Raw genomic sequence first — 21,220 nt, 5'->3', positions numbered from 1 at the left:
GCCATAACGTTATTAGCTGGCGGGATACTTGGGTGCGCTGATACAGCGCTCGGCGCATTTGCGAAATGCCGCGATCCCGTCAGGGTAGCCGGGCGATCACCTTGATCTCGAAGTCGAAGCCGGACAACCACGTCACGCCGATAGCGGTCACTGTCGGGTAAGGCGCTTCGCCCCAGAACTTGGCGGCAACCTCCCAGAGGGTCTCGAACCTGGCAGCGGGGTCGACCATGAAGATGGTGGTATCGACCACATCGGCGAAGCTGCTGCCCGCCGCGGCCAAAATCGCATTGAGGTTGGTGAAGGCCAGGCGCACCTGCGCCGCGAGGTCGGGCTCGGCCGAGCCATCCTTGCGGCTGCCGACCTGCCCGGATACGAACAGAAAGCCGTTGGAGCGTATCGCCGGCGAGTAGCGGTGCAGCTCATACAAGGCATGGCGGTCAGGGGGGAAAACCACATCACGTTGGCGGGTCATGGCAAATCTCCAGTGGGGCCGGTCGCGGCCCGTTGGTTACGGTGAAGCCACTGTAGAAAACGCCCCCGAGCGGATAAACGGGCAATGCTGGTCATGACTGTTTGTATAATCCAAACAATCCCGACCGGAGCGAGGCCTGAAATGGACCGTATCAACGCGATGCAGGCCTTTGCCCGCGTGGTGGAAACCGGCAGCTTCACCAAGGCCGCCGACACCCTGAACATGAGCAAGACCAGCGTGACCCAGCTGGTCCAGCAGCTGGAGGCCAGGCTGCGCGTGCGCTTGCTCAACCGCACTACGCGCAAGGTCAACGTCACCGCCGATGGTGCGGCCTACTACGAGCGCGTCATCCGCCTGCTGGCGGACATCGACGACGCCGAGACCAGCCTCTCCAGCGCCTCGACGGCACCGCGCGGGCGCCTTCGGGTCGATGTGCCCAGCCCCCTGGCGCGTCTGCTGCTGATACCCGCCTTGCCCGGCTTCTATGCCCGCTACCCGGACATCCAGCTGACCCTGGGCGTGAGCGATCGCATCGTCGATATCATCGAGGAAAACGTCGACTGCGTGGTGCGCGGTGGCGAGATCACCGACCAGTCGCTGGTGGCACGGCATGTGGGCGACCTCAAGCTCGGCGTCTATGCCACCCCAGGCTACTTGCAGCGCGCCGGAACGCCGCTGCACCCACGGGAACTGGAAGAAGGCCCGCACCGCACCATCGGCTATCTCTGGTTCCGCACGGGCAAGGCACTGCCGCTGGTGCTGCAACAAGGCGATGACCGTCTCGAAGTCCAGGGCCGTTCGGCACTGACGGTCGACGACGGCAACGCCTACCTCGCCGCCGGCCTTGCCGGGCTGGGCGTGCTCTGGCTACCGCACTACATGGCCAAACCGCACCTGGCCAGCGGCGAGCTGGTGCCATTGTTCGAAGACTGGCAACTGGCGCCGATGCCGCTGTACCTGGCATTCCCACTCAATCGCCACGTCAGCGCCAAGCTGCGCCTATTCATCGACTGGGTGATGGAGTTGATGACCACACACACCTGATGCACATGCCCAGCTGCGCCATCTTGGTGCGAAAGTGTGATCTGTTGTGCTGAGCCTGCGTCTGAAACGCTACCCCTCGCCGTCGCCTGGGGGAGTGATGACAGGGCCTTCCATGCAAACGCTGTTGAACGAGATTCTCGACGAAGTGCGCCCCTTGATCGGCAAGGGCAAAGTGGCTGACTACATTCCTGCGCTGGCCGATGTGCCGGCGCAGCAACTGGGCATCGCCGTGTATGGCAACGATGGCAGTTACTACTGCGCAGGCGACGCCCAGGTACCGTTTTCGGTGCAGAGTATTTCCAAGGTGTTCAGCCTGGTCCAGGCGATTGGCCACTCCGGTGAAGCCATCTGGGAGCGGCTTGGGCACGAGCCCTCGGGCCAGCCGTTCAACTCGCTGGTGCAGCTGGAGTTCGAGCGCGGCCGCCCGCGCAATCCCTTCATCAATGCGGGCGCGTTGGTGATCTGCGATATCAACCAGTCGCGCTTCGCCGCCCCTACGTTGTCGATGCGCGATTTCGTGCGACGGCTGTCGGGCAACCCACACATTGCCATCGACGCCCGCGTCGCGGATTCGGAGTACCAGTTCCGCGCGCGCAACGCGGCCATGGCTTACCTGATGCAGTCGTTCGGCAACTTCCATAACGAGGTCGAGACGGTGCTGCGCAGCTACTTCAGCTACTGCGCCCTGCAGATGAGCTGCCTGGACCTGGCGCGGGCGTTCTGCTTCCTGGCCAACGACGGGTTCTGCAAGCACAGCGGCGAGCAGATCCTGACCCGACGCCAGACCCAGCAGGTGAACTCGATCATGGCCACCAGCGGGCTGTATGACGAAGCGGGGAACTTCGCCTACCGCGTGGGCCTGCCAGGCAAGAGTGGCGTGGGTGGCGGGATCGTGGCGATCGTGCCGGGGCAATTTACCGTGTGCGTGTGGTCGCCGGAGCTGAATGCGGCGGGCAACTCCTACGCGGGCATGGCGGCGCTCGAGTTGCTGAGTTCGCGGATCGGGTGGTCGGTGTTCTGAGCCGATAGCCATCAGCCAGACGGTCATGGCGGTTCGCTTCGAGGGGGCTATCGTTGCTGGTCTGGGCAACGACTACCGATCGAGGGTAGAGCCATGAACACCAGTGATTTGCTCGAACAGTTACTCCGGGCCGGCCAGGGTTCGCAGGCGCAATCAGGCAGCGGCGGCCTGGCATCGCAAGACGGCCTTGGCGGCTTGCTGGGTGGGCTGCTTGGCGGCGGAAGTTCAGCTGGGGGTGGCAACGGCCTGGGTGGCTTGCTCGGCGGGCTGCTGGGTGGCAGCAGCGCTGGCGGCTCTGCGCAGGGGCGCTCGGCAGGTGGCATCAATTACGCCGCCCTGGCGTCGTTGGGCATGATGGCGTTCCAGGCTTACCAGAGCTGGCAACGCAGCCAGGCGGCAGCGCCACAACAGGCGGTGCGCACTGTCGATCAATTGTCCGGGCCCGAGGCGGAGGATCACAGCCATGCGATCCTGCGTGCGCTGATTGCCGCCGCCAAGGCTGATGGCCGCATCGACGCGCAGGAAGAACAGCTGATCTACGCGGAAATCAAACGCCAGACCAGCGACCCGCAACTGCAGCAATGGCTGGATGAGGAAGTCAGCAAGCCGCTCGATGCTGCCGAGGTGGCGCGGTCGGCACAGGACCCGGCGATGGCCGCGGAAATGTACCTGGCCAGCGTGATGCTGGTGGATGACCAGCAGGATGCGGAGCGGGCGTACCTTGATGAACTGGCCAGCGCACTGCAGATCGACCCCACATTGCAGGTGCATCTGGAACAACAGGCCAAGGGCGCTGCTTGACGGGCTGAGGAAAAGCCCGCCACCGCGCATCGGCCTTCACAGCCGGTCAAAAGCTGCCAGCGGGCTCAGAGGTGATCTCGGTGGGCGATCCGCCATGTGCAGACAGCAATGTAAAACATTCTTAATAGTTGATTAATCCCGAGCTTGCTCCTCGCACCGGTAAAATTTCGCGCTTTTACCTGTGGAGGAAGCTCCAATGCTTCGAATGTTGTCCTGTGCCGCCCTCTTGAGCACGTCATTCATTTGCTCGGCTGCTGACGTTGTACAAGGCGGTGAGCAAACCCTGACCGTTCTGAGTTCCGGCGGCATCATGGGCGCTATCCGGGAAGTGGCGCCAGCTTATGAGAAGAAATATGGTGTGAAGCTGGATGTTCTCGCCGCGCCTTCGATGGGGCAAACCCCGCAGGCCGTCCCCAACAGGCTCGCCCGCGGTGAGCAGGCGGATGTCGTGCTGATGGTAGGTTCGGCGCTCGACAACCTGGTCGCCAGCGGTCAAGCCGACAAGACCAGCCGAAGGGATCTGGGCAAATCCTACATCGCCATGGCCGTTCGCAAGGGCGAACCGAAACCCGACATAAGCACCCTGCAGGCCTTGCGCACAGTGCTGCAAAACAGCAGCTCTGTCGCCTACTCCGACAGCGCGAGCGGCGTCTACCTGTCCAAGACCCTGTTCCCTCGCATGCAGCTCGGTGAGCAGTTCGAGGCCAAGGCTCACATGATCCCTGCCGAGCCCGTCGGCGCAGTGATCGCTCGCGGCCAAGCACAGATCGGCTTCCAGCAGCTGAGTGAACTCAAGCCAGTAAAGGGCATCGACATAGTGGGTCTGATCCCGGCTGAAGCGCAGAAGATGACCCTGTATTCGGGCGCTATCGTCAGCAAGAGCCAGCACCAAGCTGCAGCCAAGGCACTTCTGGATTACCTGGCATCACCACAAGCTGACGCCGCGATCAAGGACAGCGGGCTGACACCACTGGAGCATTCAAAGGGCTGACTGCAAACGCAGCACTGTTACGGGATGCGGCCAGAAACGCCTGCATTGCTTTCCCCATAGGCAGGGTCCTGCGAGTGTCAACAAAGGGTCGATAGCTGTCGGTCGAGGATCACTGCCTTCGACCCATGATTGCCCGTAAGTTCAGAGGCGATCTTTGTGGGAGCGGGCTTGCCCCGCGAACACGGGCGTAGCCCGTGCCAGGTAACTCCATCGCATGGGCCGGCCTCTTCGCGGGACAAGCCCGCTCCCACAGAATCACTGCCAACTTCACTGGCGGCTTCAGGTAGGAAGCAGTCGCTCACCAGCGGCCGGTTTCGACCCAAAGCAGTCTCCCGCCAATTGAGCTCTAGCCCCTCCATTGGCGCGGGTGAGCCTCTAGACGCTGAAAGCTAGTCCCAGCAGCGGCGTGCCGCCTGCAACCGCAATCCGCCAGTTTATGAAAGCTGCGCATTCCACCAGCGCTTCGAATTGATGAGGGCAGCGGCGTTTGAACGCTTGAGCATTGTCTATGACCAGTGAAAGCGTCTGCCCAGGCTGAACGTGGATCGACGTCATTTCTGCAGCCGGGTCATCAAGATAGGAAAGACAATCGATCCAAGCGTCCATATTGGCGCCATAGAAGCTAGGGAAACCGAACTTTTCCGCGAAAACACTGTGAAATGTTGGCCAGTCAGTAATTTGGTTTCCATCCACACGCACCATTATCAATTAATACTCCATCGCAATTAAGTTTAGATATTCCGAATCCGCGAGGTGAAGTCAATTACTGGCTTCACGTTTGCCAGCCCAGTGCCTGAGCCACGTCAGAGTGCGCTTCAATGGCATCTCATCTTTTGCCGCCTTACAGGGAAGGCAGCTTTGGGTCGAAAGCTGCCGGTTGCGATTGACCGCTCTCGCCCCAGAGCCGCCAGTGACCTCAGAGGCGATCTTTGTGGGAGCGGGCTTGCCCCGCGAACACGGGCGTAGCCCGTGCCAGGTAACTCCATCGCATGGGCCGGCCTCTTCGCGGGACAAGCCCGCTCCCACAGAATCACTGCCAACTTCACCGGCGGCTCCGGGTCGATAGCGGTCTGTCACGACCGGCTGTTTTCGCCCCCTATCGGACAGAGAGAAAGCAGCCACTGAGGTGGCTAAGCACTTCTTTTACTGACAATGCCGTGACCGGCACTGGCGTCTGCGGTTACCTGCGCATGCATTGCTGAAACACGCTCACCGTCCGCTCGGCAAGGGCGGTCGAGTTTCGATTTGTTCAAGGCTTACGCGGTAGGTGGTGTAGGTATCGCCGTCTTGCAGATAAAGGTTGCTGCGGTAATCCGAGACTGCGCCTTTGAGCTTGATGTGCAGGCCGTTGGCGACACGCTGGATTACCACGTCTTTCACATCAGTGTCTGAGACCAGAAAGGGTGGTGTCTTGGCAACAAGCACCTTGATCGCCTCTTTACTCCTACCGCCGCCGTCGTAGACGTAGAACCTCAGCTTCTTGGGTTCTTCGGGATCCCTGGCCTCCTGAACGATGTAGATCGATTGCCCCGGAATGAAGGGTTGCTCCAGGACAATCTCAGACGGGAATTGCGGTTTTATCAGGTATGCAAAGATGGAAAAGCAGGCTAAGCAGAGCAAAACAGTAATCAAGCGATGCTTTTTGACGCCGACTACAAGACGCTGCAGTAAGGACTTGCGTATGCCTTTCAATGTTCGACCTTCCATGTCTTGAATTCCATTTCCACCCTCACAGTCGAACCCGTCAAAATGCTCGTCGAACTCAAGGTTCGCAGGCAGAATCTCAAGCCAGTTCGTTCAAGGAAGTAATCCGGCATGATGCCACATGACGCTTTACGATTTACCCGCTGGGTAGCCGGCTTCTCGATCGCCACCGTGATCCTGGGTGTGGCATTGGCGTTGTACGTACTGCAATCACCCACCTCCTCCCCCGTCAAATTCTCAGGCGTTCTGGCGCTGGGCGTGCTGTGGCTCACCAACTTGATCACCTTGCTGATGAACGCGGTTTACTGGTTTATCCGCAGGTGGCCGAAATGGCTGCTGGTAATGATCGTGGCACAGGGGGCTGTAGCAGTGATAGGGCTGCTGCCTATGTTCTGACCCGATGAGCATTTCAGATGAATGCTTTTGCTTGACGTGAGCGAGCCAGGCTGGGGGACGCTGCTCGGTCGGCGGGACGGGGCAAGGTTGAATACCCTGCCCTGTCATTCTGCGACTGACTCAGTCCGCCGCCTGTTCCGCAGCGGTATCGGCAACAGGTGCCGGAGCAGCCGCTTTGGCCTTGGCACGGTCTTTACGGCCTTTGCCGCGCTGGCGCGAAGCTTGCTGCTTGGCATACAGCGCCTGGCCGGCGGTGACGATGCCAGCAGGCTGACCGTTCAAGTCCAGGCGCGGCGCGTTCTCTACCATGCAGGCCCAGTAGCGGTTGCCCCGGCACCAGGTCGAGATGCCCAGCTTGAGCTGTTCGCTGGTGATGCCGAGCAGCTCCAGGTGTTGCTCGGCATCCTTGAAGATGCCCTCTTTGAGCGGCACCTTGGGGGCCGGGTTTACAGGGAACGCCAAGGGGAAATGCTTCTGCAATGGCCAGATCGCTTCCACCGCCGGATCCACCTCACGCGCCTTCGCCTGTGGCGCGGGCTTGCGCTTGGCGGGGCGCGGCGGGTTCTCGGCCTTTGTCTGCTGCTCTTTTTCAGACCGCAGGCGGTCACGTAACTCAGCTAGTTGTTCAAAACCCATCGTTAATTCACTGCTTCTACGTTGATTACGTGGCGCAAGGATAAGCCATGCAGCGCCAACGAGCAGCAGAAAGAGGACAAATCGCTGCTGTTTTTACTGAAATGGCATGACCACGCGCCCGTTCAAGCGCCACCCCGGAAGCAACTAACGCCCCAGGCGGTGATCTTGAACGGCAAGTGATAGTGCGCCTGTGCATCGCCAATACCGAAGCGGTACACCAGCTCGTCGATGAACGGAATGTCTGGCAATGGCGTACCCAACTGGCGATAGAACTGCGCCACCTGTAGACGCACTTCATAGACGCCCACCCCGAACAGCGCGTTCATATCGGCCAGCCCCGCCCACTGGCCGCGCGCGTCGATGACACCCTGCGCGATCGGCGCGCCGCCCGGCAACGCGATGCTCAGGTGCAGCCCTTGCGCGGCACGCCCGCTGGCGATGTCCACAACATGCACGGAAACGCCACCGTTCATACCCAGAACCCCTGGTGGGCAGCTGCGGCCTCTTCTTCAAGCACCGGACCATGAACCTGCACGGTGCGCTGACCGCGCGCAAACACCTCGCGGCACGGCAGCGAGAAGGTGGGGTTTTCCGGGTGCGCACCGGTCAGCCCGAGCAGCGCGTGTTCCGACAACGCATACACCACCCGGCCAATACCGGTCCAGTACACCGCGCCCGCGCACATGCAGCAGGGCTCGGCGCTGGTGTACAGGGTGCAGCCTGCCAGTTGCTCCGGGGTCAGCAGCTTGGCGGCGCGCGCCGCCGCGACCAGTTCGGCATGCTGGGTCGGGTCGCCCTCCGGGGGCATGGAGTTGTTGCCGGCACTGGCGATGATCTGGCCTTGGGCATCGGCGACAAGGGCGGCGAACGGGTGGCGGCCGTCGTTGCGCGACTGCTCGGACAGGCGGATCGACTCGCGCAGCAGGGCCAGGTCCATCTCGGACAGGTCAGCGCCGGAGCGTGTGAAGGTCATGGCTGTTACTCCTTGAACGGCGTTTGAAAGCGCGCCAGCTGGCGCGCGTGAGAATGCAGGTTCACTTGGCCAGGCTGGTATCGACGGCGTCCTGGCTGCTGGGTTCGGCTTCACGGTTGAGCAGCAGGTTGAGCAGGATGGCGCTGACAGCGGCAAGGAAGATCCCGCTTTCCAGCACCAGCTTCAGCGGGCCGCTGACATGCTCGAACAGCGCCGGCATCGACATCGGCAACACACCGATGCTGACCGACACCGCCACGACCAGGCCGTTGCGGGTGCCCTCGAAACGTACGCGGGCCAGTTCCTGGATGCCGGCCACCGTGGTCATGCCGAACATCACGATGGCGCAGCCACCGAGCACGGGCGTCGGCACGCTGGCGATCAGCGCACCCAACTTGGGAAACAACCCCATCAGCACCATGATGGCGCCCGCTGCCGCGACCACGAAGCGGCTCTTGACCCCGGAAAGCGCGATCAGGCCGGTGTTTTGCGTGAATGCGTTGTACGGAAAGCTATTGAACAGGCCGCCGAGCATGGTCGACAGGCCATCGGCGCGAAACGCGTTGCCCAAGGTGCGCTGGTCGGTGGGCTTGCCGGTCAGCTTGCCGATGGCCAGGCAGTTGCCGGTGGTTTCGGCCATGATCACCAGCATCGCCAACAGCATGATCAGCACGGGGGTGAAGGCGAACTGCGGGGCGCCGAAGGCCATTGGCGCGCTGAGCTCGAACCACTTTGCATCGGCCACCCGGCTGAAGTCGGCCATGCCGCAGGCCACGGCCACCCCGCTGCCGGCGATCAGCCCCAGAAGCACGCTGAGGTTGCCGATAAATCCACGAAACCGTGCGTGGATCACCAGCGTAATCGCCACCGTGGCCACGCCCAGCATCAGGTTGGCCGGTTTGCCGAAGTCCGCAGTGCCTGGCTGCCCTCCCCCGAGCCAGATGGCCGCGGCCGGCATCAGCGAAATGCCGATGACGGTGATCAGGCTGCCGATCACCACCGGCGGGAAAAACCGCAGCAGGCGGCTGAACAGCGGTGCGATGGCAACGGTGAGCGCACCGGCTGCGATCACTGCACCGAACACGTGAGGTAGCCCGAATTCCTTGCCGATCATGATCATCGGCGCCAAGGCAATGAACGAGCAGCCCTGGATCAGCGGCAAGCGTGCACCGAAGCGCCACAGCCCGAGGGTTTGCAGCAAGGTGGCAACCCCCGATGTGAGCAGGTTGGCATTGATCAGCGTGACCACCTGGGCCTGGGTCAGGCCCAGGGCGCTACCCAGAATCAATGGCACGGCAACAGCGCCGGCGTACATCACCAGCACATGCTGCAGGCCGAAGGTGAACAGCTGCCGCGCAGGCAGTACTTCATCCACGGGGTGGATAACAGGTTGGCTCATGTCGTGACTCTCCTCATGTGCGGCTCTTTTTATTGTTGAAGGCGCCCGGAGTGACATTCAGCGCAGGGAAGCAGGGGCAGCTGCCGCGATGTCGGAGTGGAGAATCCTGCGAAATCAGCGATGGAGCAAATGATTAACCATCGTTACCATCGATGGATCGACGCGTAGAAAGGATCAGGCCATGCGCTTTTCTCTGGATCAGTTGCAGGTATTCGTCAGTGCCGTGCAGGCCGGCTCGTTCTCTGCCGCTGCGCGGCGGCTGGGGCGTACTCAGTCGACGGTCAGCGCGGCCATCAGCAACCTGGAAACCGACCTGGGTGTGCAGCTGTTCGACCGCACCAGCCGCATCCCCGCCCTGACCGCCGCCGGGCACAAGCTGTTGCTGCGCGCCGAGGGCATTCTTGAGCGCTGCTATGCCCTGGAGGGCAGCGCCGACAGCCTGGCGGGCCAGGTGGAAGCCGCGCTGACCTTGGCGATCGAAGTGCCTTATGGCCCGCTGATACCGCCGTTCAAAGACTTTGACGCGGCGTTTCCTTTCGTCGACCTGCTGATCCGCCACCCGCTGCACGGCGATGTCAGCGAGATGATCCTGACAGGCGAGGCCGACCTTGGGGTGAGCTTCGCCCAGCCCCACTACCCGCCAGAGCTTGCCTTCCAGCAGCTGGGCAAGCTGATCATGACCCACGTCTGCCACCCGCAGTTCGCCCTGGCCGGGCAGTGCCCGGTGAGCTTTGCCGACCTCAACGCCCATCGCCGGCTGGCCTTTTTCGCCCATGCCGACAAGCTGCCCAGCAGCGAATACCTGCGCGCCGGCCAGCTGTGGCGGGCGGAGAGTTACCTGGCGCTGGTGGAGATGGTGCGCGGTGGGCTTGGCTGGGCGACGCTGCCGCGCCAGCTGGTGCAGCACGAGTTGGCAAACGGGCAACTGGTGGAGCTGCAGCTGGAGGCCTACCCCCACACCGACTGGCTGGTGGGGGTAGACCTGCTGTGGCACCGCAAGCGCCAGCCTGGGCCGGCGGCGCGCTACCTGCGCGAGTGCCTGCAACGCAGCAAGGTGTTCGAGCTGGACCGCATGGGCAGGTCCACGACCTTGTGAGGGGTGCTACCAAAGCTGCCCATGCCCGCCCCTGCTTGAGCTAGCGCCCAGCCCCTGGCCTGCTCACAGGTTGCGCTTGATCTCGGCGATGTGCTCCGGGCCGATGCCACAGCAGCCACCGATCAGGCTCGCCCCACGCGCACGCCAGTCGCGGGCCCATACCAGGTAGCCTGGCGGGTCGAGGTCTTCGCGCAGCTCGCTCAGGCCATCGTTGGCGGTCGCTTCTTTCGATTGCGGCGGGAAGGCATTGGCATAGGCACCGATGGCGATATCCGCCTGGCGGGCCTCGATCACCGCGCGCGCCACATCCAGCGCCGCGCCGATGACTTCAGGCTGGCTGCAGTTGAACAGCACCGCCACCACCCCGAGGTCGGCCACCGCATTGATGGCATCGGCCACCGGCTCACCCGAACGCAGGCGCGGCACGCTGTCGACGTCTTCGTCCTGCAAGGTGAACGACACCCAGAACGGCTTGCCGTCCGCTGGCAGATGGCTGTGAATGGCCCGCACTTCGGCAATCGAGCTCTGGGTTTCCGCCAGCCACAGGTCCACATGGGGCGCCAGCCCCTGCAGCAACGGCGTCAGCACCTCAGTCACCCGCTGCGGCTGGAACAGGTCCGGCCGGTAGGAGCCGAACAACGGTGGCAACGAGCCCGCCACCTGCACAGGTTGCGCACTGGCATCGGCCGCCTGACGTGCCAGTTGCCCCGCCACCGTGGCCAGTTCCAGGCCCTCCCGGGCGAAACGCTCTTCACCGATATGGAACGGCACCACCGCATAGTTGTTGCTGGTGATCACCTGTGCACCGGCAGCGATGAACGCCGCATGCACGCCGACTACCGCCCCGGGGGCCTCGCTCAAGGCCAGCGCCGACCACTCGGGCTGGCGGAACGGCGCACCGCTGCGCTGCAATTCCCGCCCCATGCCACCGTCCAGAACCACCAACGCTCGCTGTGTCATATAACGTTCCTAAAGGTGCTTATGAATAAAATTCATTATGTTTGGTTTATTTATAACTATTTAATACCTCTTGTCCCGTTTTGCCAACACTTCAGGTATTTACATGCGCATCCCAGCCCTGCTCGGCGCCAGCCTTCTGTTACTCGCTACCGCCACTCAAACCTTTGCCGGCACCACCCTTGAGCGCGTCGAGTCGAACAAGGAACTGGTAAACGTGCTGATGGAAAGCTACCCACCGTTCTCGTTCCTCAACGAGCAGAACCAGCTCGACGGCTTCGATGTGGACGTGGCCAAGGCGGTGGCGAAGAAGCTTGGCGTCAAGCTGCGCCTTGAAACCCCGTCCTGGGACGTGATCGCCGCCGGCCGCTGGAGCGGCCGCTACGACATCTGCATCTGCTCGATGACCCCGAGCAAGGCCCGCGCCGAAGTGTTCGCCTTCCCGGTGGAATACTACGCTTCGCCCGCCGTCATCGTGGTCAACGCCAAGGATGAGCGCATCCACGGCGCCAAGGACCTGGACGGTCGCAAGGTCGGCCTGACCGCCGCCTCCAGCTACGAAAGCTACCTGAACAAGAACCTGGTGATCGAAGGCGCCGAAGACCGGCACATCGACTACCCGTTCGAGGCCGTGCAGATCGCCCCCTACGACACCGACAACGTCGCCTTTCAGGACCTGGGCCTGGGCGCCGGCGTGCGCCTGGACGCCATCCTCACCAACCTGGTGACCGCCAAGCCGCGCCTGGACCAGGACAACCGCTTCAAGCTGGCCGGCGCCCCGCTGTATGAAGAACCCAACTCGGTAGCCATCGAAAAAGGCGACCCCGAGTGGGACGCCAAGGTGCGCCAGGTGTTCGCCGAGCTGAAGGCTGACGGCACGCTGGCGCAGATCTCGCAGAAATGGATCGGCGCCGACATCAGCAAATGAGCACCTTCCCCCCTGCCCCCAAACCCGTGGCCCGCGCCACGGGCGCACGCCTGTTCGGTTTTCGCACCCGGCTGTACCTGACCTGGCTGGCGCTGTTCGCCCTGTTCGTGGCGTTCTTCCTCAGCTTCGATTTGAAGTTCGCGATCATTGTGGAGAAATTCCCCAACCTCGCCGGCTTCAAGCTCGGGCCCAACGGCTTTTTGCAGGGCGCGGCGCTGACCCTGTTCCTGTGCCTGTGCTCGATGGTGGTGTCGGTGGCGTTCGGCTTTGCCGCAGCACTGGCGCGGCTTTCGAACAGCGCGGTGCTGGTGGGCATCGCCAGCTTCTACACCTCGTTCTTCCGCGGCACCCCGCTGCTGATCCAGATCCTGCTCATCTACCTGGGGCTGCCGCAATTGGGCCTGGTGCCCGGCGCCATCAGCGCCGGCATCATTGCGTTGTCGTTGAACTACGGTGCGTACCTGAGCGAGATCTTCCGCGCCGGCATCCTCGGCGTGGCCCGCGGCCAGCGCGAAGCAGCCCTGGCGCTGGGCATGCGGCCGGTGCAGATCTTCTGCAGCATCGTGCTGCCCCAGGCCATGCGGGTGATCATTCCGCCTACGGCCAACCAGTTCATCTCGATGCTCAAGGACTCGTCGCTGATCTCGGTGATGGGGGTTTGGGAAGTGATGTTCCTGGCGCAGTCGTATGGCCGATCGAGCTATCGGTACCTGGAGATGCTGACCACGGCGGCGGTGATCTACTGGGTGTTGTCGATCCTGCTGGAGCTGGTGCAGGCACGGCTCGAACGGCATTTTGGCAAGGCCTACCAGCGCTGACCTACCCGCAATCCGCACCGTCCCCCCTGTAGGAGCGGATTTATCCGCGATGGGCCGCAAAGCGGCCCCCGCTACAACAACCAAATACCGCACCAATCATCACTCAGCGCCTGGCGGAATACCGTCCTTGTTCTTGTCCTTGAGCCGCGCTTTTTCCTCTTCGGTCGAGTGAGCAGGCACTTCGGATTGTTGTTGCTGATCCTGTTTCTGGTCTGTCATGGCATAGCCCTCAGGAGTGGTCACTAAACTGTGAATGCGCGGACCGGCCAGTGGTTCCTGAATAAACCGCAGCGCTTGTTATTTCATCGCCAACACCGCCGGTAATAGCCGCGTGGGCTTGATGGAATGCTGACGGCGCCAGCAGAAGCCGGGCATCGCTGATGTCACTCGCATAACCGCCAAAGAGGAGCAAGCGCCATGGTGTCCCGTTGGCAACGCAAACAGGCACAGACATGAATTCTGGCTGTTGGCCAGTTCTTTCAGTTATCCTGCGCGGCCAAATTAATTCAAATTGTAAGGGACTACAATGAAACACCTGCGCCAGCTATTGGCGGCAGTGTTGCTCTGCGCAACCGCTTTGCCCGCCATTGCCGCCAGCACGCCCGCGTCTGCGCCAACCACCACCGAACAACCGCAGCAGACCGCCGAACAGTGGCTGGCCACGCTCAAGCCACAGCACGGCAACATCACCCTGCCCAGTGGCATCGCCAGCCTGCAACTCAACAACGAGTTCTACTACCTGTCGCCGGACGATACCGAGCGCCTGCTGACCGAAGGCTGGGGCAACCCACCGGGCTTCAAGACCCTCGGCATGATCATCCCGACCGCCGTCAACCCACTGGCCGACAACGGCTGGGGCGTGATCATCAGCTACAAGAACGACGGCCACATTTCCGACGATGACGCCGCCAAGATCGACTACGCCGAGCTGCTCGAGCAGATGAAGGCCGATGACGAGGAAGACAACAAGGCGCGTCGCAAGCAAGGCTATGCCGGCCTGACACTGCTGGGCTGGGCCGAGCCACCGAGCTACGATCAGGCGACCCACAAGATGTACTGGGCGCGCGAGTTGAAGGCCGAAGACGCCGACCAGACCACGCTAAACTACAGCATCCGCGTGCTGGGCCGCGAAGGCGTGCTGGAACTCAACGCCGTGGCGGCGATGGCCGACCTACAGACCATCAAGCAGGAAACGCCGAAGATCCTCGCCTTCACCAACTTCACCGACGGCAACCGCTACGCCGACTACGACGCCAAGACCGACAAGCTGGCGCCATACGGCCTGGCCGCCCTGGTCGCCGGTGGCATCGCTGCCAAGGCGGGGCTGTTTGCCAAGATTGGGGTTGCCTTGCTGGCGTTCAAGAAGTTTATCGTGCTGGGGTTGGTGGCCATTGCTGGCTTCATTGGCAAGTTGTTCAAGCGCAAGCGGGCCTGATTATGAGCTGGCTCACCTTTGCTGGGTGGGCCATTACCGCGATGGGTGAATCAGCTCCGCTGCGACGTTGGTTGAGAGAGATGTACGAGCCGGTTTATGGGGCTGAGCAGTCACATATTGTTACGCCCTTTGGCTAAATAAATCAGATTTAGCCCCTTCCTTGTAGGACCTTTCCCAAAGATACTGCCGACGCCTGTTTTTCGTTGCATACGCTAATAGTGGACTCTAGTCTCGGGACGTCGTTGTCATGCAACGACCGGGTTTAGCCGCCCGATATCGTCGGACACCACAGCCATGCAAGACCGAGCAATCGGCATTAGCGCCTTTATGGCGGCTGTGCGCGGGGCACCTTCGGGTGCGCCGGGTGCCTGACGTCCCGGTCGGCTAACCCGCGTACAGCTGCCACCTAATCGTTTAGCCGCGGTTGGTGGTTGCTCCATTACGACAGGAGCCACACCATGCTGAAGATCGTTCCCGATCCGCCCCACAATCTCCACTCCCTTGAAGACACGCTGATGATGGCGGCTGACTACGCACTATGTGCCGAAGTAGTTGCCCAGCAGGCGATGTTGATGCAGCCCAAGTCACCCGTGTCGCTGTTGATCATGACCTCAATGCACGAACTCGAAACCCTGCGCAAATTGCTCGAATCAGCGCTGGTTCAAATTCAAAAGCCAGCCGATCCGCAGACGCTGCATTAATCCGCATCATGATTTGCCTGGCCTGACGCTTTCGAAGGCTCGCACCCTCGCACAGCACCACCCCTGAGGTTGTAGACGACCCTTAGGCGTCTGGTGAACCTGCGCGATCCCGGCTTGCCGGCGATAGGGCCAGCCCAGGCAGTTACAACTTCAGGGAGATCAACCAATGGCCACAGAAGAAACCCAATTCACAGTCGGCAAAACCACCTTCTACCAAGGCGAAAACCAGTCCCATCCCCTATTCCGCATCGAACCCGGCATCCCCTGCCAAAGCGCCCGCGAACAGGCCTCTGAACTGATGGGCTACGTCCGCGACCTGACCATCGACGGCCTGATGGAAGACAAACCCCAGCTGCTCTGGGCCTCTCACTACCTCAGCGCCCTGGCAAAAGCCCTGCTCGATGATGCCGAACTGGGCATGATGAAAGACTAAAGTCGTGCCACCCGCCCCTGTGGGAGCCGCGCTTGCCGGCGATGGGCCGCAAAGCGGCCCCAACAATCTAAGCCCCTGCTCCCAACTCCAGGAGAATTAACCAATGCTCCAAATCAACACCCCGAGCAGTTCGAGCGACCAACCTCCGCACCATCGCTTCGGCCCTCCACAACAACTGCTCTCCGCCATCCCTGGATTACCCACCACCCAAGCCAAAGAACAAGCCACGAAACTGTTGGACTGCGCCCGCTACCTCAACCACACCGGCGTCATGCTAGGCGACCATCGAAGGGTCGCTGCCTCCCACTATATCAATATGATGGTTCGCGCCCTTTTTGATGAACTAGAACACAGCCGCCCCCATTCCCGAAGCCAAGCTGATCGGTAGTAACGCCGCCCCAGTTCGGCCACAATCGGCTGCTCAGTTCAAGCTGGGACGCATCGGATGCTCACCACCTTCGCCATCGGCAACTACCGCTCGATCAATCACCTTGTGTTGCCACTAGGCCAACTCAACCTGGTGACGGGTGCCAACGGCAGCGGTAAATCCAATGTCTACAAAGCCCTGCGCCTGCTCGCCGAAACCGCCCAGGGCGGCGTGATCGAAGCACTTGCCCGGAAGGCGGACTGGATTCGACCTGGTGGGCCGGGCCTGAGATGAGTGCGCGCATGAAGCGTGGTGAAGTGCCCATCCAAGGCCAGCATCCGAGCGACGTCAAACGCCTGCGCTTGGGTTTTGCCACCGAGGATTTCGGCTTTGCCATCTCGCTCGGCCTGCCGATTCCCCTGCCCTATCCAACTGCATTCATGCTCGACCCCGAGATCAAGTCTGAAGCCATCTGGGGTGCTGGAGCCTACCGTCCCTCTTCCTTATTGGTAGAGCGCAAGAACGCCATGGTGCGCGCCCGGGAGGGCAACAGCTGGACGGTGCTCGATCAGCATGCCGATAGTTGTGAGAGCTTCTTCAACATCGTCGGACGCCCCCGCCAGGCGCCAGAGATCGGCGAGCTGCGTGCGTTCATCAACAACTGGCGGTTCTACGACCACTTCCGCATCGACCGCGATGCGCCCTGCCGTCAGCCCCAGCTGGGCACCCGCTCGCCAGTGCTGCACCACGATGGCCGCAACCTCGCTTCGGCGCTGCAGACCATCATCGAGATTGGAGAGGTGGAAGACCTCGTGGCCGCGCTGGAGGATGCATTCCCCGGCAGCCGCCTGGAGATCGACGCGCCACCGGGTGGCCTGTTCAGCGTGCGGCTGCACCAGCACGGGCTGCTGCGTCCGCTGGGAGGCGCCGAGTTGTAGGACGGGACCCTGCGCTACCTGTTGCTGTAGGCCGCGCTGCTGACGCCTCGGCCGCCATCGCTGATGGTGCTCAACGAACCGGAGACCAGCCTGCATGCTGATCTGCTCCCGGCGCTGGCGCGGCTGATCATTCGTGCTTCGCAGCGTAGCCAGGTGTGGGTGGTGTCGCATAGCAGGCCGCTGATTGAGGCGTAGACGGCGTGCGAGGGGTGCAATGTGCTGGAGCTGGAGAAGCACCAGGGGCAGACGCAGTTGCGGGGGGTTGGGTTGCTGGATGAGCCGTTGTGGCGGTGGGTGGACTGAGGGTGCGACAACCCCCGGTCTATCCCGTTTCAGTTGCCGGTGCACACGGCGTGCGGCATCCGCTCCGTCAGTTAGATGTGTGCAAATGTAAAAATTGTGATGGCACTATGCCTCGTTAACCGGCAAAATCCACACGTTCCCAACGGATTTGAAGGACCGGTTTCGATGACATGGCCAGTCACGCTGCAAATTGACAGCGCCGCCTACCCGCTGGGCGTGGTGCAACGCGCTGCTTACGCCTTGGCTGACACCGTCGCGATCCAGATCGGTATTGAAGCCAGCAAGATCTGCCTCACGGCTTTCCCCACTACAGCAAAACTGGCACTTCCCCCGCAGCAGGCGCATTCGCTGATCCTCCAGCATCTGAATGACTTCGCCCTGCGCGACCACATCAACCGCGAAACGACGGGGTTACGCGAAGTGCTAGCCCGAGCCGCACTCGCTGGATGCGGGATTTAGCAGTGACACTGATTGCAACCGATGCCAAGCACTACCGCTTGCTGCCCTTCCGATTCATGCGCATGAACACGGGAAATGAACGTGACATTCTGCTCACCGCCGATACCGGGGAGTACTTGCACGTGAACGACGCGCAGTTACAGGCCCTCAGCTACTTCGACGTTGAAGCGGGCACACCGTTTTACAAAGACCTGCTGGCCCGTCACTTCATCTACGAACCAGGCCACCACGATCCGTTTCCGGAAATGGCCGCGCAGTATCGCAGCCGCAAGGACTTTCTATTCCAAGGCCCGGCACTGCACTTGTTCGTGGTCACATTGCGCTGCAACCATACCTGTCAGTACTGCCAAGTGTCGCGGGCCCCGATGGGCGGCTCGGGCCACGACCTCCAGGAGGCAGATGCCAGGGCTGCGGTCGATCGCCTTTTCGAATCGAACGCCCCCGCCCTGACCGTGGAGTTTCAGGGTGGCGAGCCGCTTCTGGCCTTCGAGCGCGTACGCCAGATTGTCGAATGGATAGTTGAACGAAACGTGGTCGAGCAGCGGGACATCCAGTTCGTCATTACTACGACGCTGCATCACCTGACTGAAGAAATCCTCGACGTCGCAAAGCAGCATCGCATCCAGTTTTCGACGTCGCTCGATGGGCCGGCGCCTTTGCACAATGCCAACCGCCCAACACCATCGCGAGATTCCTACGAGCGCACTGTAAAAGGCATCCAATGGGTCCGTGAACGCCTAGGCCATGAGGCGGTGTCGGCATTGACCACACTGACTTCAAGAAGCCTCGAACAGCCTGAAGCGATCATCGACGAGTATGTGAACCAAGGTTTCTCCAGCATCTCACTCCGACCACTGAGCCCTTATGGGTTCGCCACCAAGAGTGCCCATCGCCTTGACTACCCGATCGAGCGATATCTGGCCTTCTACCAGAAAGCACTGGCCTATTTGCTGGACATCAACCAGCAAGGCGTATATTTGTCGGAGAGTTACACGAGCCTGTTGCTCAAGAATATCCTCACACCCTTCTCCTCCGGCTACGTAGACCTCCGCTCTCCTGCCGGCGCGGGTACTGCTGCGCTGGTCTACAACTATGACGGTTACGTCTATCCGTCGGACGAAGCCCGCATGTTGCTGGAGATGGGCGAAGATGGCTTGAGGCTTGGTCGGGTCCAGCAACCTTTACCGGAACTGCTGGCATCGCCCGTCATGGAGGCGTTGCTTAGCAGTGGTGTTGCGGAAGCATTACCCGGCTGCTCGGATTGTGCGCTGGTCCCTTACTGCGGCGCAGACCCCGTCGAGCACTTCGCACGCCTAGGTGACCCGATCGGGCACAGAGCGTTCAGCAGCTTCTGCAAGAAGAACATGGGGCTGCTGAAGCATTTGTTCGGCCTGCTTCGCGATGGCGACGACAACGTGCAGCGGGTGCTGCTGTCCTGGTTGAACAGGCGCGCCTACAGCGATGTTCGCCTTCCGGGTTACAGGGGCTGATGGCGATGCTGCGCAAAGATACCCACTTTGAAATCCAGCACCTGCACGAACCCAGACTACTCAAGGTCATCACTCTGGACGAGTTCATCGAACAGGGCCTGGCAGTGTGTGCCGGCAGTGCCGACTTCAATGACCTGCTACTTTGGCTGCCGAACGAAGAACGCCTAAGGAACCCGCACCTGCTTTCATTGCCAGTGGGTGGATTTCTGACACCGAAGCCGCTGGTTGGCGACTTCGAAAGCGAGAGGCTGCACCTTCACAGTCCCAAAGATGCAGAGGTCGTGCAGCCGGGCGATGTCATCGCCATTACACCAGGCAACACAATGGCGCGCGTGCTCTATCGACGAGGTTCGGACAGCAATCTGCTGTTCATGACCGATCGCTGCAACAGCCTCTGCTTGATGTGCTCGCAGCCGCCCAAGGATATCGATGACCGCTGGCACATCGAGGAAAACCTTCGGTTGATCGACCTGATGGACCCGATTGAGGAGAACCTGGGCATCAGCGGCGGTGAACCAACGCTTTATCGCGACGGCCTGCTCGAAATCCTTGCCAAGTGCAAAGCCGTTTTGCCGCGGAAGTCCGTTCATGTGCTCAGCAATGGGCGCCTGTTCAAGGACCCGAGCTGGATCGAAGCACTCGCTGCCATCGGCCACCCGCAGTTGAGCTGGGGCATCCCGCTGTATGCCGACAATGCCGAGGACCATGACCATGTGGTGCAGGCGCCAGGCGCGTTCAGCGAAACCCTGCAAGGCCTTTACAACCTCGCCCGCGCCAAGCAGATCATCGAGATACGCGTGGTGCTGAACCGCCTGACCACTCCACGCTTACCTGAGCTGGCCCACTACGTGTTCAGAAACCTGCCCTTCGTGCGGCATGTTGCGCTGATGGGTATCGAAAGTACGGGCCTTGCCAGAAAGCACTATGAAGCGCTGTGGATCGACCCACTGGACTATCAGGAATCGTTGAGCCAGGCCACGTTCTTCCTGTTCAACCGCGGTGTGCCGGTCTCGATCTACAACCTGCCCCTGTGCCTGATCCCGGCCCACCTATCGCGCTTCGCCCGCCAGAGCATCTCGGACTGGAAGAACCTGTTCATCGATGCCTGCCAGCAATGCGCCGCCGTGAAACATTGCTCCGGCTTCTTCAAATCCCACACCGACCGCTGGCAAAGCCGCGGCGTAAAACAACTATCGCCCGAGACCTTTAGCGCCTACGCAAGGAGTGCACAGTGAAACTGCTAAACCGCTGGAAAATCCTGATCAGTGGGTTCAGCCTGCTGCCAATGGCAGGTGCCACCTTGGCACAGGCAGGCCACATGCCGCTCGCCGATGCGAACTGGAAGCCTGCTGACAAACTGCAGCCCCCGGTATTTACCAACACGCTCAACGCTTCAGACGCCGTGAACATTTATGCGGCACATCGCTCGCACAGTTCACATAGCTCCCATAGTTCGCACAGTTCTCACTACAGCAGCTCAGGGGGCTACAGCTCGCCTCGTTATTACAGCCCACCTGCTACCACTACCCGCAGTTACACCGCGCCGAGTACCTCAAGCAGCAATAGCCTATATCAATCGTCTGGCACTACCAGCGGTACAAGTGCAAGCAAGTCCACCGCACGTGCAACCAATGAGCAGAAAAGTAATCTGGTCACGCGTGTGCAGACTGCGCTGATGGTGCGCCAGTATTATCAGGGCGCGGTCGATGGGGTAATGGGCAAAGCGACACGTGGGGCGTTGATGGCCTTCCAGATGGACAGTGCACTGACCGTGAATGGCCGGATGGATACGCCAACGCTGAATGCGTTGGGGATCAAAATTCCATAAGCTGCCTTCGGTTGACCAGCAGATGACATC

Annotated in this window: 24 protein-coding genes and 1 pseudogene; 17 read left to right on the top strand and 8 right to left on the bottom strand. The window is 61.3% G+C overall.

Annotated elements, in window-relative coordinates; genetic code table 11:
• Positions 1–79: 79 nt before the first annotated feature.
• A complete protein-coding gene (locus tag ACIPZ5_RS20775; RefSeq protein ID WP_400810347.1) occupies positions 80–472 on the bottom strand; it encodes a RidA family protein in 393 nt (130 codons plus the stop codon).
• Positions 473–613: 141 nt separating this feature from the next.
• On the opposite strand from ACIPZ5_RS20775, the gene ACIPZ5_RS20770 reads away from it, so the two are divergent.
• The 4 genes from ACIPZ5_RS20770 (at position 614) to ACIPZ5_RS20755 (ending at position 4,329) form a co-directional block, all read left to right on the top strand.
• Positions 614–1,516, top strand: a complete 903-nt coding sequence (locus ACIPZ5_RS20770) for a LysR substrate-binding domain-containing protein (RefSeq protein WP_400810345.1) — start codon at positions 614–616, stop codon at positions 1,514–1,516.
• Between the two features lie 112 nt (positions 1,517–1,628).
• On the top strand, positions 1,629–2,537 hold the full coding sequence (gene glsB, locus ACIPZ5_RS20765) for a glutaminase B (protein ID WP_261943538.1): 909 nt from the start codon (positions 1,629–1,631) through the stop codon (positions 2,535–2,537).
• Positions 2,538–2,630: 93 nt separating this feature from the next.
• Positions 2,631–3,338 carry a tellurite resistance TerB family protein gene (locus ACIPZ5_RS20760; protein WP_343596455.1) on the top strand — a complete coding sequence of 236 codons (708 nt, stop codon included), beginning with the start codon at positions 2,631–2,633 and terminating at the stop codon, positions 3,336–3,338.
• A gap of 196 nt (positions 3,339–3,534) precedes the next feature.
• Positions 3,535–4,329, top strand: coding sequence for a substrate-binding domain-containing protein (locus ACIPZ5_RS20755; RefSeq protein ID WP_400810344.1), 795 nt, complete (start codon positions 3,535–3,537; stop codon positions 4,327–4,329).
• A 375-nt stretch (positions 4,330–4,704) separates the two neighbouring features.
• On the opposite strand, the gene ACIPZ5_RS20750 is transcribed toward ACIPZ5_RS20755, so the two are convergent.
• Both ACIPZ5_RS20750 and ACIPZ5_RS20745 read right to left on the bottom strand, forming a co-directional pair.
• The gene (locus ACIPZ5_RS20750) at positions 4,705–5,031 is read right to left on the bottom strand and encodes a barstar family protein (RefSeq protein ID WP_400810375.1); all 327 of its coding nucleotides are present in this window, start codon (positions 5,029–5,031) and stop codon (positions 4,705–4,707) included.
• A 507-nt stretch (positions 5,032–5,538) separates the two neighbouring features.
• On the bottom strand, positions 5,539–6,036 hold the full coding sequence (locus ACIPZ5_RS20745; RefSeq protein ID WP_400810342.1) for a hypothetical protein: 498 nt from the start codon (positions 6,034–6,036) through the stop codon (positions 5,539–5,541).
• A 108-nt stretch (positions 6,037–6,144) separates the two neighbouring features.
• Between ACIPZ5_RS20745 and ACIPZ5_RS20740 the strand changes: the two genes are divergently transcribed.
• The gene (locus ACIPZ5_RS20740; protein ID WP_343596458.1) at positions 6,145–6,429 is read left to right on the top strand and encodes a hypothetical protein; all 285 of its coding nucleotides are present in this window, start codon (positions 6,145–6,147) and stop codon (positions 6,427–6,429) included.
• Between the two features lie 120 nt (positions 6,430–6,549).
• Here ACIPZ5_RS20740 and ACIPZ5_RS20735 read toward each other — a convergent pair whose 3' ends face one another.
• The 4 genes from ACIPZ5_RS20735 to ACIPZ5_RS20720 form a co-directional block, all read right to left on the bottom strand.
• Positions 6,550–7,065 (bottom strand): ProQ/FinO family protein, encoded by a 516-nt coding sequence (locus tag ACIPZ5_RS20735; protein ID WP_343596460.1) that lies wholly within the window; start codon positions 7,063–7,065, stop codon positions 6,550–6,552.
• Between the two features lie 122 nt (positions 7,066–7,187).
• The gene (locus tag ACIPZ5_RS20730; RefSeq protein ID WP_400810340.1) at positions 7,188–7,538 is read right to left on the bottom strand and encodes a hydroxyisourate hydrolase; all 351 of its coding nucleotides are present in this window, start codon (positions 7,536–7,538) and stop codon (positions 7,188–7,190) included.
• On the bottom strand, positions 7,535–8,038 hold the full coding sequence (locus tag ACIPZ5_RS20725) for a nucleoside deaminase (RefSeq protein ID WP_400810338.1): 504 nt from the start codon (positions 8,036–8,038) through the stop codon (positions 7,535–7,537). Before ACIPZ5_RS20725 ends, ACIPZ5_RS20730 begins: the two co-directional genes overlap by 4 nt.
• Positions 8,039–8,099: 61 nt before the next feature.
• A complete protein-coding gene (locus ACIPZ5_RS20720; RefSeq protein ID WP_400810337.1) occupies positions 8,100–9,437 on the bottom strand; it encodes a nucleobase:cation symporter-2 family protein in 1,338 nt (445 codons plus the stop codon).
• A 181-nt stretch (positions 9,438–9,618) separates the two neighbouring features.
• Between ACIPZ5_RS20720 and ACIPZ5_RS20715 the strand changes: the two genes are divergently transcribed.
• Entirely contained in the window at positions 9,619–10,533 is a 915-nt protein-coding gene (locus tag ACIPZ5_RS20715; protein ID WP_400810336.1) for a LysR family transcriptional regulator, read from the top strand.
• 63 nt (positions 10,534–10,596) lie between these two features.
• Here ACIPZ5_RS20715 and ACIPZ5_RS20710 read toward each other — a convergent pair whose 3' ends face one another.
• Positions 10,597–11,493: a homocysteine S-methyltransferase family protein gene (locus ACIPZ5_RS20710; protein WP_400810334.1), complete on the bottom strand. Its 897-nt coding sequence runs from the start codon at positions 11,491–11,493 to the stop codon at positions 10,597–10,599.
• 103 nt (positions 11,494–11,596) lie between these two features.
• Here ACIPZ5_RS20710 and ACIPZ5_RS20705 point away from each other — a divergent pair, with 103 nt between their 5' ends.
• From ACIPZ5_RS20705 to hxsA, 11 genes and pseudogenes are all read left to right on the top strand, one after another.
• Positions 11,597–12,418: an ABC transporter substrate-binding protein gene (locus ACIPZ5_RS20705; RefSeq protein ID WP_261943522.1), complete on the top strand. Its 822-nt coding sequence runs from the start codon at positions 11,597–11,599 to the stop codon at positions 12,416–12,418.
• Positions 12,415–13,236 carry an amino acid ABC transporter permease gene (locus ACIPZ5_RS20700; RefSeq protein WP_261943521.1) on the top strand — a complete coding sequence of 274 codons (822 nt, stop codon included), beginning with the start codon at positions 12,415–12,417 and terminating at the stop codon, positions 13,234–13,236. Before ACIPZ5_RS20705 ends, ACIPZ5_RS20700 begins: the two co-directional genes overlap by 4 nt.
• A gap of 526 nt (positions 13,237–13,762) precedes the next feature.
• On the top strand, positions 13,763–14,671 hold the full coding sequence (locus ACIPZ5_RS20695; RefSeq protein WP_400810333.1) for a DUF2167 domain-containing protein: 909 nt from the start codon (positions 13,763–13,765) through the stop codon (positions 14,669–14,671).
• A 458-nt stretch (positions 14,672–15,129) separates the two neighbouring features.
• Positions 15,130–15,372 (top strand): hypothetical protein, encoded by a 243-nt coding sequence (locus ACIPZ5_RS20690; protein ID WP_060513428.1) that lies wholly within the window; start codon positions 15,130–15,132, stop codon positions 15,370–15,372.
• Positions 15,373–15,538: 166 nt separating this feature from the next.
• On the top strand, positions 15,539–15,805 hold the full coding sequence (locus tag ACIPZ5_RS20685; RefSeq protein WP_343596480.1) for a DUF3077 domain-containing protein: 267 nt from the start codon (positions 15,539–15,541) through the stop codon (positions 15,803–15,805).
• A gap of 103 nt (positions 15,806–15,908) precedes the next feature.
• The gene (locus ACIPZ5_RS20680) at positions 15,909–16,193 is read left to right on the top strand and encodes a DUF3077 domain-containing protein (protein WP_400810330.1); all 285 of its coding nucleotides are present in this window, start codon (positions 15,909–15,911) and stop codon (positions 16,191–16,193) included.
• A 57-nt stretch (positions 16,194–16,250) separates the two neighbouring features.
• Positions 16,251–17,413, top strand: a pseudogene (locus tag ACIPZ5_RS20675) (AAA family ATPase).
• 165 nt (positions 17,414–17,578) lie between these two features.
• Entirely contained in the window at positions 17,579–17,872 is a 294-nt protein-coding gene (hxsD, locus tag ACIPZ5_RS20670; protein WP_343596482.1) for a His-Xaa-Ser system protein HxsD, read from the top strand.
• 2 nt (positions 17,873–17,874) lie between these two features.
• The gene (gene hxsB, locus ACIPZ5_RS20665; RefSeq protein ID WP_343596484.1) at positions 17,875–19,362 is read left to right on the top strand and encodes a His-Xaa-Ser system radical SAM maturase HxsB; all 1,488 of its coding nucleotides are present in this window, start codon (positions 17,875–17,877) and stop codon (positions 19,360–19,362) included.
• Complete coding sequence (gene hxsC / locus ACIPZ5_RS20660; protein WP_343596486.1) at positions 19,362–20,597, top strand: His-Xaa-Ser system radical SAM maturase HxsC; 1,236 nt, start codon at positions 19,362–19,364, stop codon at positions 20,595–20,597. The genes hxsB and hxsC overlap by 1 nt, the downstream gene beginning before the upstream one ends.
• The gene (gene hxsA / locus ACIPZ5_RS20655; protein ID WP_343596488.1) at positions 20,594–21,190 is read left to right on the top strand and encodes a His-Xaa-Ser repeat protein HxsA; all 597 of its coding nucleotides are present in this window, start codon (positions 20,594–20,596) and stop codon (positions 21,188–21,190) included. The genes hxsC and hxsA overlap by 4 nt, the downstream gene beginning before the upstream one ends.
• Positions 21,191–21,220: the final 30 nt, after the last annotated feature.

The sequence above is a fragment of the Pseudomonas sp. NPDC089428 genome, assembly GCF_044749325.1.
Classification (GTDB): domain Bacteria; phylum Pseudomonadota; class Gammaproteobacteria; order Pseudomonadales; family Pseudomonadaceae; genus Aquipseudomonas.
The sequence above is the reverse complement of the archived record's forward strand: the minus strand, read 5'-3'. Positions and strand labels throughout refer to the sequence as shown.

Coding starts and splice junctions, on each gene's coding strand:
- ACIPZ5_RS20775 (WP_400810347.1), bottom strand. CDS start 472: ATGACCCGCCAACGTGATGTGGTTTTCCCCCCTGACCGCCATGCCTTG.
- ACIPZ5_RS20770 (WP_400810345.1), top strand. CDS start 614: ATGGACCGTATCAACGCGATGCAGGCCTTTGCCCGCGTGGTGGAAACC.
- glsB (WP_261943538.1), top strand. CDS start 1,629: ATGCAAACGCTGTTGAACGAGATTCTCGACGAAGTGCGCCCCTTGATC.
- ACIPZ5_RS20760 (WP_343596455.1), top strand. CDS start 2,631: ATGAACACCAGTGATTTGCTCGAACAGTTACTCCGGGCCGGCCAGGGT.
- ACIPZ5_RS20755 (WP_400810344.1), top strand. CDS start 3,535: ATGCTTCGAATGTTGTCCTGTGCCGCCCTCTTGAGCACGTCATTCATT.
- ACIPZ5_RS20750 (WP_400810375.1), bottom strand. CDS start 5,031: ATGGTGCGTGTGGATGGAAACCAAATTACTGACTGGCCAACATTTCAC.
- ACIPZ5_RS20745 (WP_400810342.1), bottom strand. CDS start 6,036: ATGGAAGGTCGAACATTGAAAGGCATACGCAAGTCCTTACTGCAGCGT.
- ACIPZ5_RS20740 (WP_343596458.1), top strand. CDS start 6,145: ATGATGCCACATGACGCTTTACGATTTACCCGCTGGGTAGCCGGCTTC.
- ACIPZ5_RS20735 (WP_343596460.1), bottom strand. CDS start 7,065: ATGGGTTTTGAACAACTAGCTGAGTTACGTGACCGCCTGCGGTCTGAA.
- ACIPZ5_RS20730 (WP_400810340.1), bottom strand. CDS start 7,538: ATGAACGGTGGCGTTTCCGTGCATGTTGTGGACATCGCCAGCGGGCGT.
- ACIPZ5_RS20725 (WP_400810338.1), bottom strand. CDS start 8,038: ATGACCTTCACACGCTCCGGCGCTGACCTGTCCGAGATGGACCTGGCC.
- ACIPZ5_RS20720 (WP_400810337.1), bottom strand. CDS start 9,437: ATGAGCCAACCTGTTATCCACCCCGTGGATGAAGTACTGCCTGCGCGG.
- ACIPZ5_RS20715 (WP_400810336.1), top strand. CDS start 9,619: ATGCGCTTTTCTCTGGATCAGTTGCAGGTATTCGTCAGTGCCGTGCAG.
- ACIPZ5_RS20710 (WP_400810334.1), bottom strand. CDS start 11,493: ATGACACAGCGAGCGTTGGTGGTTCTGGACGGTGGCATGGGGCGGGAA.
- ACIPZ5_RS20705 (WP_261943522.1), top strand. CDS start 11,597: ATGCGCATCCCAGCCCTGCTCGGCGCCAGCCTTCTGTTACTCGCTACC.
- ACIPZ5_RS20700 (WP_261943521.1), top strand. CDS start 12,415: ATGAGCACCTTCCCCCCTGCCCCCAAACCCGTGGCCCGCGCCACGGGC.
- ACIPZ5_RS20695 (WP_400810333.1), top strand. CDS start 13,763: ATGAAACACCTGCGCCAGCTATTGGCGGCAGTGTTGCTCTGCGCAACC.
- ACIPZ5_RS20690 (WP_060513428.1), top strand. CDS start 15,130: ATGCTGAAGATCGTTCCCGATCCGCCCCACAATCTCCACTCCCTTGAA.
- ACIPZ5_RS20685 (WP_343596480.1), top strand. CDS start 15,539: ATGGCCACAGAAGAAACCCAATTCACAGTCGGCAAAACCACCTTCTAC.
- ACIPZ5_RS20680 (WP_400810330.1), top strand. CDS start 15,909: ATGCTCCAAATCAACACCCCGAGCAGTTCGAGCGACCAACCTCCGCAC.
- hxsD (WP_343596482.1), top strand. CDS start 17,579: ATGACATGGCCAGTCACGCTGCAAATTGACAGCGCCGCCTACCCGCTG.
- hxsC (WP_343596486.1), top strand. CDS start 19,362: ATGGCGATGCTGCGCAAAGATACCCACTTTGAAATCCAGCACCTGCAC.